Source organism: Arthrobacter sp. Ha26, assembly GCF_059091705.1.
The window spans coordinates 188,851-206,910 of record NZ_JBNHGX010000004.1; the positions used below are offsets into that span (position 1 = coordinate 188,851).

Annotated in this window: 9 protein-coding genes and 1 pseudogene; 6 read left to right on the forward strand and 4 right to left on the reverse strand. The window is 64.5% G+C overall.

The features are described from left to right. Positions 1–156: 156 nt before the first annotated feature. Positions 157–785: pseudogene (locus AC5RVY_RS11640) on the reverse strand (DUF4166 domain-containing protein). Between the two features lie 1,653 nt (positions 786–2,438). Between AC5RVY_RS11640 and AC5RVY_RS11645 the strand changes: the two are divergent. Next, positions 2,439–3,614 carry a serine hydrolase domain-containing protein gene (locus AC5RVY_RS11645; RefSeq protein WP_493954866.1) on the forward strand — a complete coding sequence of 392 codons (1,176 nt, stop codon included), beginning with the start codon at positions 2,439–2,441 and terminating at the stop codon, positions 3,612–3,614. A gap of 569 nt (positions 3,615–4,183) precedes the next feature. Here the strand turns inward: AC5RVY_RS11645 and AC5RVY_RS11650 are convergent. From AC5RVY_RS11650 to AC5RVY_RS11660, 3 genes are all read right to left on the reverse strand, one after another. Continuing rightward, a complete protein-coding gene (locus AC5RVY_RS11650; RefSeq protein ID WP_493954867.1) occupies positions 4,184–5,869 on the reverse strand; it encodes a DUF885 domain-containing protein in 1,686 nt (561 codons plus the stop codon). A 47-nt stretch (positions 5,870–5,916) separates the two neighbouring features. Further along, a complete protein-coding gene (locus AC5RVY_RS11655) occupies positions 5,917–6,153 on the reverse strand; it encodes an acyl-CoA carboxylase subunit epsilon (protein WP_493955054.1) in 237 nt (78 codons plus the stop codon). Between the two features lie 80 nt (positions 6,154–6,233). Continuing rightward, positions 6,234–7,817, reverse strand: a complete 1,584-nt coding sequence (locus tag AC5RVY_RS11660) for an acyl-CoA carboxylase subunit beta (RefSeq protein WP_493954868.1) — start codon at positions 7,815–7,817, stop codon at positions 6,234–6,236. 221 nt (positions 7,818–8,038) lie between these two features. Between AC5RVY_RS11660 and AC5RVY_RS11665 the strand changes: the two genes are divergently transcribed. From AC5RVY_RS11665 to AC5RVY_RS11685, 5 genes are all read left to right on the forward strand, one after another. Continuing rightward, the gene (locus AC5RVY_RS11665; RefSeq protein ID WP_493954869.1) at positions 8,039–8,926 is read left to right on the forward strand and encodes an SDR family oxidoreductase; all 888 of its coding nucleotides are present in this window, start codon (positions 8,039–8,041) and stop codon (positions 8,924–8,926) included. 74 nt (positions 8,927–9,000) lie between these two features. Further along, entirely contained in the window at positions 9,001–9,909 is a 909-nt protein-coding gene (locus AC5RVY_RS11670; protein ID WP_493954870.1) for a biotin--[acetyl-CoA-carboxylase] ligase, read from the forward strand. Further along, on the forward strand, positions 9,902–10,501 hold the full coding sequence (locus AC5RVY_RS11675) for a PH domain-containing protein (RefSeq protein WP_493954871.1): 600 nt from the start codon (positions 9,902–9,904) through the stop codon (positions 10,499–10,501). Before AC5RVY_RS11670 ends, AC5RVY_RS11675 begins: the two co-directional genes overlap by 8 nt. Further along, positions 10,491–11,615, forward strand: coding sequence for an adenylate/guanylate cyclase domain-containing protein (locus AC5RVY_RS11680; RefSeq protein ID WP_493954872.1), 1,125 nt, complete (start codon positions 10,491–10,493; stop codon positions 11,613–11,615). The genes AC5RVY_RS11675 and AC5RVY_RS11680 overlap by 11 nt, the downstream gene beginning before the upstream one ends. A 628-nt stretch (positions 11,616–12,243) precedes the next feature. Further along, entirely contained in the window at positions 12,244–17,916 is a 5,673-nt protein-coding gene (locus AC5RVY_RS11685) for an Ig-like domain-containing protein (RefSeq protein WP_493955055.1), read from the forward strand. The last annotated feature ends 144 nt before the right edge of the window (positions 17,917–18,060 follow it).

Sequence of the window (18,060 nt, forward strand, 5' to 3'; positions counted from 1 at the left end):
CAGGCTGTCGCGTTAGCCGATCGGCTTACGGGAAAGCTAAATTCCTGTGTCTCATAACCTCAGCGTCTCGAAACACTAGGGTTATGCGGCGGAGGCTTCCGGCCTTTCGTCGGAACTTTGCGGTATCTGTGCCGTGAAGGGTTCGGTGGCGGTCTCTTATTCGCGGCGTTCTTCTCTCACGGGTTTGAGGTGTTCGGGGATTTCATCGTCTTGGAGGCCTGGATAGGTGCATGTGAACTCGCCGCGGTAGCCGAAGAGAAACCCGAGGATAGGGTTCCGGACCTGCATCTGGCTCGTGAACACGCCTCGGTCATCATCAAAGCTCTCGTAGAGGTCTGCCGTGCCTGTGCAGACGCCGGGAAACTCGAATGCCGCGAAGCCTTCGTAGAACCGCTGTGCCGCTGATTGCAGATGTAGTGATCCGTCGGCCATGACCTCCAAAGCCAGGTCAGTAGCAACGTGCTGGTGGGTGCCGAGGTAGTCGACAATGCCGCCAGTATCGTTGCTGTGCACCATGGTGGCGTCGAAGCGGCGACGTTTGGAGTTGGTTAGTTCCAGAGTCCTGACGAAGGTGACGGAAGGCCGGCAAATCCATCGATGTATGGGTAGTTCTCGATCGTGAAAGGGATGTTCTTTCCCTGGTCGGGAAAGAGGATGTTGCGGTAGGCCCCGAGCTGCAGAAACGGGACTGTCCACCACGCCCCGCGGCGGACTTCGGAGAAGGTCCCGCGTCCCACGCACGCGTAGCCTGCTTCCGTATCAACACCGAAGCGCTTCTGCAGCATTGGGTGCAGATGGTGGAAGTCATCGCCGGGTGCTAACTCAAAAATTGACGCCACGGTTATTCCTGCCCTCCCGGGTTGGCGCTCAGACCACGTGTGGCTGGTTCAGGCAGATCAGCAAGTGCTGACGGGGCACGCCCGGACCGTGAGTCGGGCGCCTGCCGCCGGCACCGTCTTGCCCGGGGAACGGTCCAGTGGGGCGGCAGCATCAACGAGGCCACCCCTACTGTCAGGCCCAGCGCCGCGGGGCCGGCTGTTCGTCCCGCCAGGGCGCGGCGGAACAGGACGCAGGCGGTTAGAACGCCGCATGACCTGGCTGCGGCATCGATCAACCAGTGGTTGCGGGAGTCCCTGGGCTCAACTTCAGACTCCGCCCACATTCTCAGGCGGTCAAAGCTTATTGCCGTCGCCCACCCCAAGGCGGGGCGGAAGACCCAGGAGTCCAGGGCCCTTCCGAGAGCACCCATTCCCGGCTGATAGTTGTACCCCGTGATGAACCGCAGACCGTCCTCTGTTGGGATATAGCGCCAATAACCGGAGCCATGCCCGATGGGGTGACACAGGGTCAGCAGTGTCGAATTTCAAAACCGAGGTGGCCTGCCCATCGGGCCGGAACCGGTGCCCTAGGGATGTACCCGTTCCTTGGATGACATATAGGGGAAGGCGGAACGCATAACGGAAATGAAGAAGTCCCTGGTCGTCTTGCTCAACCGGGTGATTCGGGAGAACCGCAAATCCCATCGAGGGTGCAATTCCGGGTCCTGGCTAAGCTTCCACACCCGATCCATTGCGGCCCGAATGGCAACCTCAACGTAAATCGGCCTACGTGACACAGAAACTGTCCGGCGCATTTTTCCCCCCACTGCAGCATCATAAAGGGCAGCACGCGCACGACCACTAAGGCCTCCACAACGCACAAGTTCTTATCGCCAGCACGATCTGAATGCCAACAAGACCAACCGTCCCGTAGACGGTTCCCATTAAGGTCGGTGTCTCGAAACCTATCCGTGTCGAAACACTAGCGTTTCGAGACGGGTAGCTGGCGTGGTTGGCGGACTGCCATTGCATCCGGGGTGGACTTTCCGAGCCGCGACATCGAGAGCCCCGCCGCACTAACAACACCGCACCGGCGCCGATGGCCCGCGTTCGGCTGGCTGGCTCACAAACCGGTGCTCCGGCAGTGTTAGCCGCTTACACTCGGAAAACCTTCTTCACCTCAGGAGTTGCGATGCGGTATAAAGATCCGTCGTGGTGGCAAATAGGGCTGCTTTTCCTTATCTGCACAACAATCTTTCTGCCCGTGCTGCTGACGAAGCGTGTGATTGTGGGGTTCGACTGTATTGCCATCGCGACTGCGCTCACGATCGTCAAAATCATCCGTGGACGCTCGTCTACTAGACCGCCTGGCCCCGCCTCATTCGCAAGCCGCTAATCCGATCCGGGAGGTGTTTACCGGTTTCTTGTGACTGAGCCGGGAGTCCGGAGATCACGGCAGGTCAAGTCAGCGCGACGGTGAACAAGCATTGTGTCCTCTCGACCCGGCCCAGTCCGGTACCTAGACTTGAAGCGCTGGGACTTATGCGCCGGCAAATCCTTGACCGGGGGCGGCGTAGTTTGCGGTCCCCTGCATCCTATTCATCGTCATCTGGTGGCGTCATGAATACGTCCTTAATAGCCTTACTTAGTGCACTAGCCACCGCTGCACTGGCCCTGACCGGGTGCACCTACTCAGAGCCCGCGCCCCCGCCGCCAACTTATGGCACCGCGCCGCCGCCTACCAAGTCAATCGACAACACCATGCGCACTTTTATCGATCAGGGTTCTGTGGCCGTGGTGGCGGAAGTCAGATGGCCGGGAGGAACGTGGTCTCAAGCCTATGGCGTCCGGAACCTGGAGTCAGAGGAAGCAGCGACTCCGGTCGATCAAGTGTTTGTCGCCAGCGTCACCAAGTCCATGACTGCCGTGTCGGTCATGAAGATGGTGGAAGACGGCCTGATCGGTCTGGACGATCCGGTAAACGGCATCCTGGACAGTTTCACTACTGTCCTCAAGCCGCCTGGCCCGATCACAGTCCGTCAACTGCTGGGGCACACCTCGGGCATGCACTCCTTCCAAGAGATCAACGAGAACACCGCTGACGACGTTCCACGCGTTGTCACCGAAGACCTCACCACAGAACGAGCCCTGGAACTGACGGCGCAACTGCCTTGGGATGCAAGGGACGTGGGGTTCTTCCGCTATTCCGATTCCAACTACATGGCGCTCGGCCAACTGATTGAGAAGCTACGCGGACGGCCGTACACCCAGGTGCTGGGCGAGGACGTCATTACTCCGCTGAAACTGGAGGACACGTCCCTTGATCAGGCGGCAACTGCTGGCTCAAGAGTAATTCACGGCTACATCACCTACGCCGGTGAACGCCTCGACATCACCGAAGCGCCAGGAGGACTCGGATCGCCTGCCTTCGGAGTCCTATCCACCATGTCGGACATCAACGACTTCTTCGCCGCCCTGTTCCGCGGAGACTTGGTGTCCAAAAACTCACTCCAGGAAATGACCAAGACCGAGGCCATCCCCCTCTACGGTCTGGGGCTCCGAAAGTGGAACCAAGGCTGCGACGATAACCACCGATTCGGCCATACGGGCGGATTCTGGACCTATCGGACAGCCTCGGTCGCCAGCACCGATGGCCGATACCAAGCAACCATCACACTGATCCCGCCACCAATGCCCACACCCCTCGAAGATCCCGAAACTGACGACAAAATCAGCCTATGGGATGACCAGATGGCTTCAGCCCTGCAAGAGACCCTGGACAGGCTCTGCCCTTGAAATGGTAAAAACAGGGCGGCCGTCGTGGCGCTGACAAGCAACGTGGCCCGAGGAAGACGCGATAGCTTTAGGAGGAGACCCGCTGGTTGGAGCCGTCCGGTCCTGTGGCTGAATGGGGTACACGCCTATACTCGTTGTACCGACAATCACTGCAGTGCAGGGACGGTATGTGGGAAGGTCGCGGTCAGCCGTGGTCAGTAATCCATTCAAGAATCCCCACCGTGCGCATGGTGACGGGGCGAAACCGGATGTTCACCGCTCGTCGTGGCTTAAGCGCCAAGACGCTGCTATCGCCCACGGCCACAGCAGCCTCTTCTTTCTGGCGCATGACACTCCGCCCCCTCCATCTGCTACCTGCCTCCAGGGCCACGACCTCCTGCCAGGAGAAACGACCTGCAGCCAGGGTCATTCGAGCGGTTGACCATCGCCGCACCCCCCGTTAAGGACTCGTTGGGAGAGCAGCCGATTTCCGTCGGCGTCGATCACAAAGTAGTGGTGATGGGCTTTGCCGGCGTCGACGCCGGCCCAAGGAAGGCAGCCTCGCCGGGCCGGGTGACTACCGGGTGCAGTCAGGAGAGCAGCGCGCGCCTTAGCGTGTCCAGTCCAACGGAGCCGATGTTGAGGGCACGGGTGTGGAACTCTTTGAGGTCGAATCCGGGCCGTGATTCGAGCTCGGCGCGGATCTGTTCCCACAGGCGCTGCCCCACTTTGTAGGAGGGTGCCTGCCCCGGCCAGCCGAGGTAGCGGGTGAATTCGAAGTTGAGCTGGCCTTCGCTGATGGGCAGGTTCTGCTTCAGGAAGTCGTAGCCCTTGTCCGCGGTCCAGGTTCCCGAGCCCCAGCGTTCGGGAACCGTTAGTTCGAGGTGGACACCGATGTCGAACACCACACGGGCGGCCCGCATGCGCTGCATGTCGAGCATGCCCATGTGGTCCCCGGGATCGTTGAGGTAGCCGAGTTCCTGCATGAGTTTCTCGGCGTAAAGGGCCCAGCCTTCGCCGTGGCCGGAGGTCCAGCAGACGTTCCGGCGCCATTTGTTCAACAGTTCGCGGCGGTACGTTGCGGTTGCGACCTGGAGGTGGTGGCCGGGGACACCTTCGTGGAAGACCGTGGTGGTTTCCGCCCAGGTGGTGAAAGTGTCCTCGCCTGCTGGCACGGACCACCACATGCGGCCTGGCCGGCTGAAGTCGTCGGAGGGGCCGGTGTAGTAGATGCCCCCTTCATCAGTGGGCGCGATGAGGCACTCGAGTTTCTTCATGACGTCCGGGATCTCAAAGTGCACGCCGGCGAGCTCTGCCACGGCCTTGTCCGAAAGCTCCTGCATCCACTCCCGCAGCGCCTCCTTGCCCTTCAACTGGCGGGCGGGATCGTTGTTGAGGATTTCCTTGGCTTCGCCGATGCTGGCCCCGGCTTTGATGGTGTTGGCCACCTGTTCCTGCTCGGCGATCAGGCGGTCCAGCTCTTCCATACCCCAGGCGTAGGTTTCCTCGAGGTCCACGGCGGCACCGAGGAAGGATCGGGAGGCCAGGGCATAGCGGGCGCGTCCAACCGCATCCTTTTCAGGTGCGGCGGGCAGCAGTTCAAGCCGGAGGAAGTCCGCCAACCCGGCGTAGGCGCTGCGGGCGGCGGCAGCACCGGCGTCGAGCTCTTCCTGGAGGGAGGCAGGCGGGCGGCCGGCGGCAGTTGAGGCGTCAGCGGCGAGCTTCGCGAAGAATCCGTCATCCGCCGCATATTTGGTGACCTGCTCAATAACAATCCTGACCTGCCGCGCGGCGGCCACCCGGTCGGCGTCCCGGGCCTGCCGGAGCGACTCCATGTAGCCGGCGATTGCGCCCGGGACGTTGCTTGCCCGGCCGGCGATGTGCTGCCAGTGCTGCTCCGTCTCCGTGGGCATCAGGTCGAAAATGGCGCGGATGTCCTGGGCTGGGGAGGCGATGTTGTTCAGGTCCGCGTACTCCCACCCGGAGGCATGGATCAGCAGTTGCAGGCCCAGCCGCTCCCGCATGGCGTCAAGGGTGACGGCGTCCACGTCGTCCTCGGGCTCGAGGCCCTCAAGTTCTTCCAGCGTGTGCCGCGCGGCCTCGGCGAATTCGGCGATGCCGGCGGGGGAGAAGTCCTGGTATTCGGTTTCATGCCCGGGCAGGCCAAGGGTGGTGGCGAATGACGGATTAAGCCTGATCAGCGTGTCCGTGTACTTGTCCGCGACGGCATCGATGCGGGTTGTTGGGCGGGTGGCAGGTGCGGTGTCTGTAGTCACCCCACGAGACTAACGGCGCCCCGCAGCTTCCGGAAGGAGGCTGGAGATCAGCCGCGGCTCCGCTTCCATGCCCCGGGGCCGGGCGTGGGGGCGAGCCGCAGCTGCTGCCGGCGCACCCAGTGCCGGACGGACGGCTTGTTTTCGGGGGCCGGCTCGCCGCCGCCGAGGGAAAGGACGACGGCGGTCAGTGCCGCCAGTTCCTCGGCCGTCGGATGGCCCTTGGCGACAGACAGCAGCGGTGCGGCGGGTGCCCCGGCAGCATCAACCACCGGATCAGGGCCCACGCCGGCGAGGGCCCCGGCTTGAGCTTGCGAAGGCTGGGAGCCGGTGGGGCCTTGCGAAGTTAGGGGGCGGCGTGTGGGGATCACAGCGGGATGTTCCCATGCTTCTTGGTGGGCAGGCTGGCACGTTTGTCGCGGAGCGCGCGCAGGCCCTTGATGATCTGGGTCCTGGTTTCGGAGGGCGCGATGACGGCATCAACATAGCCAAGCTGCGCTGCCTGGTACGGGTTCAGCAACTCTTCCTCGTACTGGCGGATGACTTCAGCGCGGCGGGCCTCGACGTCGCCGCCAGCATCGGCAACTGCGGCGAGGTCGCGGCGGTAGAGGATGTTGACCGCTCCCTGTGCCCCCATGACGCCGATCTGCGCGGTGGGCCAGGCGAGGTTCAAGTCCGCACCGAGCTTTTTGGACCCCATCACGATGTAGGCCCCGCCGTACGCCTTGCGCGTGATCACGGTGAGTTTGGGAACCGTGGCCTCGGCGTAGGCGTACAGGAGTTTGGCGCCGCGGCGGATGATGCCCTGGAATTCCTGGTCCTTGCCGGGCAGGAAGCCGGGAACATCCACCAGGGTGATGATGGGGATGTTGAAGGCGTCGCAGTGGCGGACAAAACGGGCAGCCTTCTCGGAGGCGGCAATATCCAGCGTCCCCGCGAACTGCAGGGGCTGGTTGGCCACGATGCCCACCGTGTGGCCCTCCACCCGGCCGTACCCGATCATCACGTTGGGCGCGTACAGGGCCTGCATTTCGAGGAAATGGCCGTCATCCACGATCTGCTCAACAACAGTGCGCATGTCATAGGGCTGGTTGGCGGAATCCGGGATGAGCGTGTCCAGGGCGAGGTCGTCGTCGTCGATCTCCAGCTCCTGCTGGTGCTCCAGCACAGGCGCCTCGGAAAGGTTGTTGGACGGCAGGAAGTCCAGCAGCTCGCGGACAAACTCGATGGCGTCGGCCTCGTCTGCGGCAAGGTATGTGGACGTGCCGGTGGTGGCGTTGTGCTGGCGGGCACCGCCGAGCGTTTCCATGTCCACGTCCTCACCGGTGACCGTTTTGATCACGTCCGGGCCGGTGATGAACATGTGCGAGGTCTTGTCCACCATCACCACGTAGTCGGTAAGTGCGGGGGAGTAGGCGGCGCCGCCCGCGGAGGGGCCCATGATCAGGGAAATTTGCGGCACAACGCCTGACGCGTGGACGTTGTTGCGGAAGATGTCCGCGAACATGGCCAGGGATGCGACGCCTTCCTGGATGCGGGCTCCGCCGCCGTCCAGGATGCCCACCACCGGGCAGCCGTTCCGGAGTGCGAATTCCTGGACCTTGACGATCTTTTCGCCGTTGACTTGGCTCAACGAGCCGCCGTAGACGGAGAAATCCTGGCTGTAGACCGCCACGGGGCGCCCGTCCACGGTGCCGTAACCGGAGACCAGGCCGTCGCCCAGCGGCTTCTTCTTCTCCATACCGAACGCGGTGGAGCGGTGCACTGCCAGGGCGTCGAACTCAACGAAGGAGTCGTCATCGAGCAGGAGGTCGATGCGTTCCCGGGCGGTGTTCTTGCCGCGGGCGTGCTGCTTTTCGATCGCTTCGGGACCGGAGGGTTGTTCGGCACGGGCCTGGCGGTCGCGGAAATCGGCGATCTTTCCCGCTGTCGTTGTCAGATCGTGGCTCATCAAGTATCTCCGGCTCTGTAGCAGATTGGTCCAGTGGCGCTGTTGTGGCTGGCAGGTCTGATGCGGGAGTTAAGTAGCATCCACACAAAAAACGAACCCTGCTGGCTAGTCTAGTGACGCTTCTGGCGGCGGCTGCTGTAGAAAACCTACAATTTTCCGCCGTGCCGCAGCGCGATGCTGAAAGTTACTTGCCGGTAACATAACTGGGTTAGAGTTGCTGCATGACTTTGAGCAACGACGCTTCGGGCGCACCTGCAAGCCCCTACCAGGCCACTGGTTCCCTTCAGGGACGCACCCTTTTGATCTCCGGCGGAAGCCGCGGAATCGGGCTCGCCATCGCACTGCGCGCGGCGCAGGACGGCGCCAATATCGTGCTGATGGCCAAGACCGGCGAACCGCACCCCAAGCTGGCCGGCACGGTCCACACGGCGGCCGAGCAGTTGGTGGCGGCGGGCGGCCAGGCACTTCCCCTGGTGGGTGATGTCCGGAATGACGACGACGTGGCGGGCGCCGTCGCAGCTGCTCTGGACCGCTTTGGAGGCATCGACGTCGTTATCAACAACGCCTCTGCCATCGACCTGTCCCGGACCGACGCCGTGGATATGAAAAGGTACGACCTCATGCAGGACATCAATGTCCGGGGGACGTTCCTGCTGTCCAAGCTCGCACTGCCCGCGTTACGCGCATCCGCTGCCGGACAGATCCTGACCCTCTCACCCCCGCTGAACCTTGACCCGCACTGGGCCGGGAAGCACCTGGCCTACACCATGGCCAAATACGGGATGAGCCTGACCACCCTGGGACTGGCCGAAGAGTTGAAAGCTGACGGAATCCGCGTCAACTCCCTGTGGCCCTGCACCCTGATCGATACGGCAGCCATCCGGAACATGCCGCACGGGGAGCAGATGGTCCAGGCCGCGCGCGGGCCGCAGATCATGGCTGACGCTGCCCACGCCGTCCTCACCGGCGCCAACCTTGAAGGCGGCGGTACGGCGAGCGGCAATTTCTACACCGACGAGGAAGTCCTGGCCGCGGCAGGAGTGGAGGACTTCCGTCCCTACAGCCTGGGCGCCCCGGAGGACCGACTCGTTCCGGACATTTTCCTGTAGATCCGGCCTCCCGCAGGCGGCGCGCACCGGGACGGGCAGCCCGGGCTGGCTGCCCGTGTCGGTAGGATTTAGCTATGGATGACGCACACACCCCCGGTACGCCCCTGAACCGGAGGGACTTGGCGGACGAACGCTTCCTGTCCGCCACTGGCATCCCCCGGATCGATGTGGTGGACTCCACCGGCTCCACCAACGCCGACCTCCTCCGGTCGGTCACCGTGGAGCCCGCGGCCTGGCCGGACCTGTCCGTGCTCACCGCCGAGTACCAGACCGCGGCACGGGGACGGCTGGACAGGCACTGGGAAGCACCGCCGCTGAGCTCAATCTCGGTATCGATTGTCCTGCGTCCTGCCAACGCCGAGGGGCGGCCGCTGCCCACGCAGAGCTACTCCTGGCTCTCACTGATCGCAGCACTGGCGCTGCGTGAAACGCTCCATGAAACGGCCGGCCTCCCCGCGGAACTGAAGTGGCCCAACGATGTCCTGGTCCGCGGGAAGAAGATTGCCGGCATCCTGGCCCAGTTGGGTCCCATGGTGGACGGCTCGGTGCCCCCGGTCATCCTGGGTACCGGCCTGAACGTGACCCTCACGGCGAGTGAGCTGCCTGTTCCCACGGCCACCTCCGTGGTGCTGGAAGGCGCCGGGACGGCGGACCGGACTGTGCTCCTGAAAAGCTACCTTTCAAACTTTTCCGTGCTGTACCGCAGCTTCTGCAATGCCGACGGCGACCCGGCGGCAGGGATGGCGGGCGGTCCTTCCCTGCATAAACGGGTGGAGGCAGTCATGGTCACCTTGGGCAAGCAGGTCCGGGCCCAGCTTCCGGGGGACCACGAGATCATCGGCCACGCGTCCCGGCTTGATGAATACGGTTCGCTGCTGGTGGTGGACCGGGATTCCCGCGAACATGTGGTCACCGCCGGGGACGTGGTGCACCTTCGGCCATGGACCGCCCCGGACGCCTCCGGCCAAGGCGGTTATGCGTAAAGACCTCCTGCCGGGCGAACAGGTCATTGTTACTACCCGCCCGCAGCCGCGGCGGCTCGCCGGCGCCGCCGTCGCTTTTGTCCTCGCACCGGCGGTCGCCGCTTTTTGTTCCGCCTGGCTGATCCGCGGCGGGGCCACCCGTGCTGTTCCCGCGCTCACGGGCCGCTGGACCCCGTGGCTGGTGGGCGGTTGCGTCCTGGCCGTTGCCGCGGTATGGCTGGGCTTCTGCCTGCCACGGCTGCTGCGCTGGCAAAGTACCCGGTACACGCTCACCAGCAGGAGGCTGGTGGCCAGGTCCGGAATGTGGAAGCGGCGCGACCAGCAGGTGAACCTGGCCTCGGTCCGCAACCTCGCTGTCCATGAATCGATCCTGCAACGCCTCTTCCGCTCCGGGAATATATCCTTGGAAACCGGATATCAGTCAGTGGTGATGTTCCCGGACGTGCCGGAGGTGGCCAGGTTCCGGGACTTCATCCTGGACGCCATTGAGGACCTGCCGGATGAGCAGGATCTCCAGCCGGGCGGGTCAACGGATAATGCCGCCGGAGCGTTGCCGTGGGAAATGAGAGAAGGTGGACGGGATGAACGATGAGGACCAGCAGGAACGCGTCGGATCCGTCGCGCCTGCTCCGGACGCAAACGCCCACCCTGCCACCGGCACCATGTCCGCCGAGCGGCTTGCCATGAAGGCACTTGAGGCCCGGCTGCTGGGCGGGGAACGCAAGCTGCGGCGCCGTGAAGTCGCTGCCGGCGCAGGCCTGTCCCTGCTCTCTGCCCGCAAACTCTGGCGCGCCCTGGGCTTCCCCAACTTCGGCGACGAGGATGTTGCCTTCACCGAACGTGACCAGGCGGCGCTCTCCACCGTGGTGGACCTGGTGCGTTCCGGCAAGTTGACCGAGGAAGCAGCCATCTCGGTCACGCGCTCCATCGGGCAGATGACGGACCGGATGGTGGTCTGGCAGATCGAGGCGTTGGTGGAGGATATGGTGCACGAGCAGGGCGTCAGCGACGCCGTTGCCCGCAAGCGCCTGGTCAACGAACTTCCCGCCCTGGTGGATGCCCTCGAGGAAGTCCTTGTCTACTCCTGGCGTCGGCAGCTTAACGCCGGCATCCAGCGGCTGGCGGTCCGGGCCGAGGCCGGCCTGCAGGCAAGCGAAGAAGGCCGCGACGGCGATGAGGACGACGCCCCGCTGCCGCTGGCGCGCGCGGTGGGCTTCGCGGACCTGGTTTCCTACACCAGCCTGTCCCGGCGGATGAACGAAAAAACGCTGGCCCGCCTGGTCCAACGCTTCGAAAATAAGTGCGCGGAAATCATTTCCGTGGGCGGCGGCCGGCTGGTGAAAACCGTGGGGGACGAAGTCCTCTACATCGCCGAGACACCCGCTGCCGGGGCGGAAATTTCGCTGGCGCTGGCGCAGGCCTTCACCGAGGACGAGATCCTCCCCGAAGCCAGGGTGGCCATGGTCTGGGGCAGGATCCTGTCCCGGCTCGGGGATATCTACGGGCCAACCGTCAACCTGGCGGCACGGCTGACGACGCTCGCGGATCCGGGAACGGTGCTGGTGGACTCCATGACGGCGTCCGCCCTGGAACACGATGAACGCTTTGTGATGGTGCCGCAGCCTCCCGAGAACGTCCGCGGCTTCGGTGAGATCAAGCCCGTCCGCCTCACCCGCGGCCTGGGCAGGGGACTCGTCCTCGACTGACCGGCGGCCGCAAGAGGCACGCCTGGTTTTATCCATTTGATGGTGAACGCCGTTATAGTCGGAATACACCCGGCCACTGCATGCCGGAAACCGGCCCTGCCGGAGCCTTACTGGGGGAAACAACACCGTGAAAATTCGCAGACCCGCGCGCTCAAACGGGCCGGCAACGCCGGGCGGACCACTCCGTTCACGACGACTCCTTAGTACTGCTTCCTTTGGTGCTGCTGTTGTGGTGGTGGTGACGGGTGCTGTGTTGTATCCGGGGTTTAAGACCACTGAGGTGGATTTGAATGATGGTGGCGTGTGGGTGGTGTCGAAGTCCAAGAATGCGGTGGGGCGGCTGAATTATCCGTCGCGTGTTTTGGATGGTGCGGTGACGCCGGCGTCGACGACGTTTGACATCCTGCAGGACGCGGGGGAGGTGTTTGTTGATGATGAGTCCGGTTCGACGTTGAATCAGGTGTCGCCGGCGAATATGCGCCTGGGCGGGGATAAGCAGTTGCCGGGGGCGGCGGATGTGAGTTTTGGTTCGTCGGTGATTTCGGTGACGGATGCTGCATCGGGCAAGGTGTGGGCGGTGTCGCCGTCGACGGTGAATGGTTTTGATGAGGAGGCCACCGAGCCGGTGTTGGTGGGTTCGGAGGGTACGGTGTCGGCGGTGGGGGCTGATGACCGGGTTTATTCGGCGGATCCGAAATCCGGTGTGGTGACGGTGACGGGTGTTGATGCCAACGGTGAAGTCACGTCGTCGGAGTCGGAGGCGTGGGGTGGGTTGAAGGGCGCCGGGGATCTGCAGATCACGGTGGTGGGGGATAAGCCGGTGTTGCTGGATGCGGCGGCTGGGGAGTTGTTCCTGCCGGGGGGTAAGCGGTTGGAGTTGGAGAATGCGCGGGATGCGAGGTTGCAGCAGACCGGTCCGGGCAGTGACTTTGTGGCGATCGCTACGCAGAGGGCGTTGTTGAAGCAGCCCCTGGACGGCGGCACGGCGACGGCGGTGGCGTTCGGCGGTGAGGGTGTTCCGGCGGCACCGGTGCAGTTGGGCGGGTGTGTGCATGCGGCGTGGTCGGGGGCGAACAAGTACGTCCGGGACTGTGTGAACGATGCTGATGATAAGAACGTTGAGGTGCCGAAGGCGAGTGCGTCGCCGTCGTATGTTTTCCGGGTGAACCGGGACCTGGTGGTCCTGAATGATGTGAATTCCGGGAATGTGTGGCTGGTCAACCAGAACATGCAGCTGGTCAACAACTGGGACGACGTCATTCCGCCCCAGCAGACCTCGGACGACGCCGACAAGGACTCCGCCGATGAGGTGCAGCAGACCGTCCTGCCTGACCGCACCAAACCCAACAGCGCGCCCGTGGCCAAACCGGACGCCTTCGGGGTGCGTGCCGGAAAAACCACCATCCTCCCCGTCCTGGACAACGACTCCGACCCCGACGGCGACATCCTCACCGTCCGGACCCCCGAGCCGCTGCAGTCGGGCCTGCTCGCGCCTATCTACGGCGCCACAGGGTTCCAGGTCAGCATTGGCGCTGACAAAACCGGCGCGGAGGCATTCAAGTACACCGTGGACGACGGCCGCGGCCTCTCCGGCTCCGCTGACGTCACACTCAACATCATCCCGCCAGGTGAGAACTCCGCCCCGCGGCAAAAACCCAACCGGAACACCACCCTGGTGGTCCAGGCCGGCAAGGTGGTCAGCCAGAACGTCCTTCCCGACTGGATCGATCCGGACGGCGACGACCTCTTTGTTGTCGGCGCCTCCGGCAGCGACCCACGCGACCAGGTGAAGATCCGGCCCGACGGGCTGCTCAGCTTCCAGGACTCCGGGTCCGACCCCGGGCGCAAGACCGTCACCGTCACTGTCTCGGACGGACGGTCCACCACGGAGGGCAAAGTCACCGTGGACGTACGACCGGCCGGCGCACTGCCGCCGATCGCCAACGCGGACCATGTGGTGGCTGTTGCCGGGGTGGACACCGTGATCGCCCCGCTGAAAAACGATTCGGACCCCCAAGGCGGCGCCCTGCGACTGGCGCAGACCACCCCGGACGGCAACTCCACCGCCGTTATGGGCGCCGACCAGCAAACTTTCACGTTCAGCGCCACCGCACCGGGCGCCCACTACATCACCTACCTTGTCACCAACGGACCCGCCAGCGCCCAGCAGCTGGTGCGCGTCGACGTCGTGCCCGGCGGCGGTGACGCCGCCCCGGTGGCAGTCCGTGACCCCGCACTGCTGCCCAGCGGCGGCAGCGTCCTGGTGGACGTGTTGGGCAACGACTCCGACCCCTCAGGCGGTGTGCTGGTGGTCCAGTCGGTGACGGCCGCGGACGGGCTGCCGCTGAGCGTCGCCGTCCTGGACCACTCGGTGGTGCGGATTACCGACCTCCGCGCCCAGGGCCAGCTCAGCGTGAAGTACACAATCTCCAACGGCAAGTCCTCCGCCACCGGGGAAATCTCCGTGCTGGTGGTGCCCGCCCCCGCGAAGCTTCAGGCGCCGCAGGCCAAACCGGACGAAGCCAGCGTCCGCGCCGGGGACGTGGTCACCATTCCGGTGCTGGACAATGACACGGACCCCAACGGCGGCAAGCTCACCCTTGAACCCGTCCTGGCGCAGACACCGGACCCGGCAGACGGCCGCATCTTCACCTCCGGGAACTCGGTGCGTTTCATCGCCGGTGACGTGCCCAAAACGGTGTACGCCATCTATAAGGTCACCAACGAATCCGGGCAGTCAGACTCCCAGCAGGTGACCATCCGGATCCGCGCCAGGGACGATCAACTCAACACCCGGCCCGAGCCCCGGAACCTCACCGCCCGTGTTGTGGCAGGCATGACGGTCCGCATCCCGGTGCCGTTGGACGGCGTGGACACCGACGGTGACTCCGTCCAGCTGACCGGCGTGGATAAAGCCCCCGCGATGGGAACAGCGGTGGTCAAGGACGGCTACCTCGAATTCACGGCGGCCGGCAACGCCGCCGGCACGGACACTTTCACCTACCGCGTCCGGGACCGCATCGGGGCCGAGAATACGGGCACGGTGATCGTTGGCATCGCGCCGCAGGAGGCCAACAACCAGAAACCGATCGCCATCGACGACGCCGTGGATGTCCGCCCCGGCCGGAAGATCGCCGTCGACGCACTCAGCAACGATTCGGACCCCGACGGTGACCCGATCAGCCTGGTATCCAACGGCTTCGAAGCCCGCCCCGAGCTTGCCGTCGAAGCAGCCGACGGCGGCAAAGTACTGCTCACGGCGCCGGCCGCCGCAGGCAACGAAAGCGTCAGTTACAAAATCCAGGATGACAAGAAAGCCCAGGCGGGCGCCGTAATCCGGGTCCGGGTCAGCCCCGATGCCGAACTGAAGATTCCGCTGGCCAAGGATGATGTGGTCACCCAGGCCGAGACGCTGGGCAAGGCGGCGGTGGATGTTCCGGTGCTGAAGAACGACTCCGATCCCGACGGCGTTGCCTCCGAGCTGAAGATCAGCCTCCCTGAGGGAAACCCCAACGCCCGCGCTACCGGTGACGGCTCCGTTCAGGTCACGCTCGCGCCGGAGGACCAGCTGGTGCCCTACACCGTCACCGATGTTGACGGCCAAAGCGCCACGGCGGTCATCTGGGTTCCCGGGCAGGGGGAACAGCACCCCACCCTTGCCAGGACCGACGTCGTGGAGGTGATGTCCGGCAAGGAGGTCACCCTTGACCTGGCCGACTACGTCCGGGTCCGCGACGGCCGCGCACCCCTCATCACCCAGGTGGACAAGGTCCGCGTCCAGGGTGCGGAGCCGGATGACGTGGTGGCCGGGAACGGCGGCGCCCTCCGTTACGCCGCCCTCAAGGACTATGTAGGTCCGGGGTCCCTCACTTTCGAAGTGACTGACGGTACCGGACCGGATGATCCCGCTGGCCTCAAGTCCACCCTCAGCATCATCACCAAGGTGATTCCGGATCCGAACGCCAACCACGCGCCTACCTTCAGCGGTGCCGACCTCGACGTACCAAAGGGCGAATCCGCCACGCTGGAGCTGGGAAACCTTGCCAAGGACGTGGACGCTGGAGACCAGGAGAAATTGAGGTTCGAACTCGATGGCGCCCTGCCCGACGGCTTCACCGCCAGCGTGGACAAAACCACCCTGAAGGTGACCCCGGACGCGGGTAAAGATGCAGGCTGGAAGGGAAGCATCCCGCTCAAGGTCATCGACGGCCGGGCCGAGCCGGCCCATGCCGCCGTTACCGCCACCGTTGTTGCCTCGAACCGGCCGCTGCCCGTCGCCAACGAGGACGTGGTGGACAAGGCCGACGCCGGTAAATCCGAGACCGTCAACGTGCTCGGAAATGACTTCAACCCGTTCCCGGAAACCCCGCTGCGGATGACGTCCGCCACCGTGGAAACCGGCTCCGCCGGCGGGCCGCCGGCTGTGGCAGGCGACTCCATCACCGTGACCCCTGCCACCGGGTTCAAGGGTGTGATGGTGGTGCGGTACACCGTCATGGACAAGACCGAGGACATCTCCCGGCAGACCGACGGCCGGATCCGCATCACCGTCCGTGACCGGCCCGACGCCCCGTCCGCCCCCACGGCAACGGATGTCCGCAGCAGGACCGCCGTGCTCAAGTGGACACCGCCGTCGGACAACGGCGCGGCCATCACCAAGTACACAGTCCGCTCCGGAAACGGCTTCACCCAGGACTGCCCCACCACCACCTGCACACTGACAGGTCTGACAAACGACGTGAAGTACGTCTTCACCGTCACGGCCACCAACGAAGTGCGGGAATCCGATCCTTCGCCGGTGTCCAACGAGATCCGGCCGGATGAAAAACCCTCACCGCCGGACGCTCCCGCGGTCAAGGCCGGCGACAAAAACATGGAGATCAACTGGACCCCGGCCAAAACCGAGGGCTCCGCAGTAAAGACCTACAACCTGGAAATCTCCCCTCCGCCGGCCAACGGGATCGCCGTCAAGAACGGCGTGACGGGACTCAGTTATAACTGGCCGGGCCTGACCAACGGTGTGCGCTACAAGGTGCGCGCCCAGGCGGTCAACGAGCTCGGCCCGTCCGACTGGGGCCAGTACTCCGCTGAGGACAACCCGGCGGGCGTCCCCGCTGCTCCGGCGGCGCCCACGTCCTCCGTGGCATCCTCGGTGGGTACGTCCAACCAGCTCAAGGTTGATTGGAGCGAGCCGAACACCAACGGTGATGCCATCAGGAATTATTACGTCACCATGAGCGGCGGCGGAGGTGCGGCGCAGACGCAGGTGGTGGCGGGCACTGTCCGGACCGCGAACTTCACAGCCAACAACTCGGAGGCTTCGTACACCTTTACCGTCCAGGCCGAGAACAAGGCAGGGAAAGGCGCAGTCAGTGCAGCGTCGGCCCCGCGGCGGGCCACCGGAAAGCTTGCCCAACCCACCGGGGTGTCCGCGGCCGAAGCCAACACCGGAGGCGCCGGCCGTTCGGTCACCATCAACTTCCGCGAGCTCACCGCCGCGGAACGCAACGGCTCGTCGTACGCCGAAGTCAGCTACACCTATCGCGCCAGCACGGGCCAGTCCGGGCCCATCAAGCCCGGGCAGACAGTGGGCGGCTTCACCAACGGGGACACCACGGCCATCACGGTGATCGCCAACTCCGCCGTCGCGCCGAGCTCCGATGCCAGCGCCCCGGCCACGGTGAACCCTTATGGCTGGCCCGGTACGCCGTCGGCCTCCGGGACGGATGGCGCTGAAAACCAGAAGAACCTGACCTTGAGCTGGGCCTCGCCTCCCGCTGGCAGCTGGGACATCGCCTACACCCAGGTCAGGATCGACGGCGGCGCCTGGGAACGGGTGGCGGCCTCGGGAAGCCGCGCGATCAACACCGGCGGCTTCAGCGAGCGGCACTTCATCGAGGTCCAGACCGTCAACTCGCGCGGCACCGGCGGGCCGCTGGCCTCCGCGTCCGCACAATCAGGTGCTGCCAAGACCCGGTGGACCACACGGCTTAACTCCGGTATGTACCGCAGTTGCACTGACCTGCCCGGTGCAACCTCCTACGACAACAGCCAGCCGGGGAATTTCACGTGCGACGGACAGGGCGGCACCGACCGCCCCTGGATGGGTGCTGCAGATGTCTTCGACATCATGTGCTGGAAGCCGCACGGCACCTACTACAGCGGAGACGGCCAGTGGTACTACATCATGCGCGGCTCACCGAATGCGACCCGCTGGATCGATTCGAGGCACACGACGATAGGTACGCCGGCGCAGAGCGGAGTACCGCTGTGCACCTTCCCGGTAGGAGCCACACCATAGCCGGGAGGCACCGGGCCAGGGGCAGGCGCTGGGGAGGGCTCCCCATCGCGGGGCCTGTAAGGGTTCGGTAGGCTTGCGCCGGGGAAAAGAGGGTCTCATGCCAGTACGCGAACGCGCTGCCGTACGGCCACACAAATTGGGGGA

Excerpts from the sequence above, each read along its gene's own strand:
- AC5RVY_RS11645 (WP_493954866.1), top strand. The coding sequence starts at position 2,439 with ATGAATACGTCCTTAATAGCCTTACTTAGTGCACTAGCCACCGCTGCA.
- AC5RVY_RS11660 (WP_493954868.1), bottom strand. The coding sequence starts at position 7,817 with ATGAGCCACGATCTGACAACGACAGCGGGAAAGATCGCCGATTTCCGC.
- AC5RVY_RS11665 (WP_493954869.1), top strand. The coding sequence starts at position 8,039 with ATGACTTTGAGCAACGACGCTTCGGGCGCACCTGCAAGCCCCTACCAG.
- AC5RVY_RS11670 (WP_493954870.1), top strand. The coding sequence starts at position 9,001 with ATGGATGACGCACACACCCCCGGTACGCCCCTGAACCGGAGGGACTTG.
- AC5RVY_RS11675 (WP_493954871.1), top strand. The coding sequence starts at position 9,902 with ATGCGTAAAGACCTCCTGCCGGGCGAACAGGTCATTGTTACTACCCGC.
- AC5RVY_RS11680 (WP_493954872.1), top strand. The coding sequence starts at position 10,491 with ATGAACGATGAGGACCAGCAGGAACGCGTCGGATCCGTCGCGCCTGCT.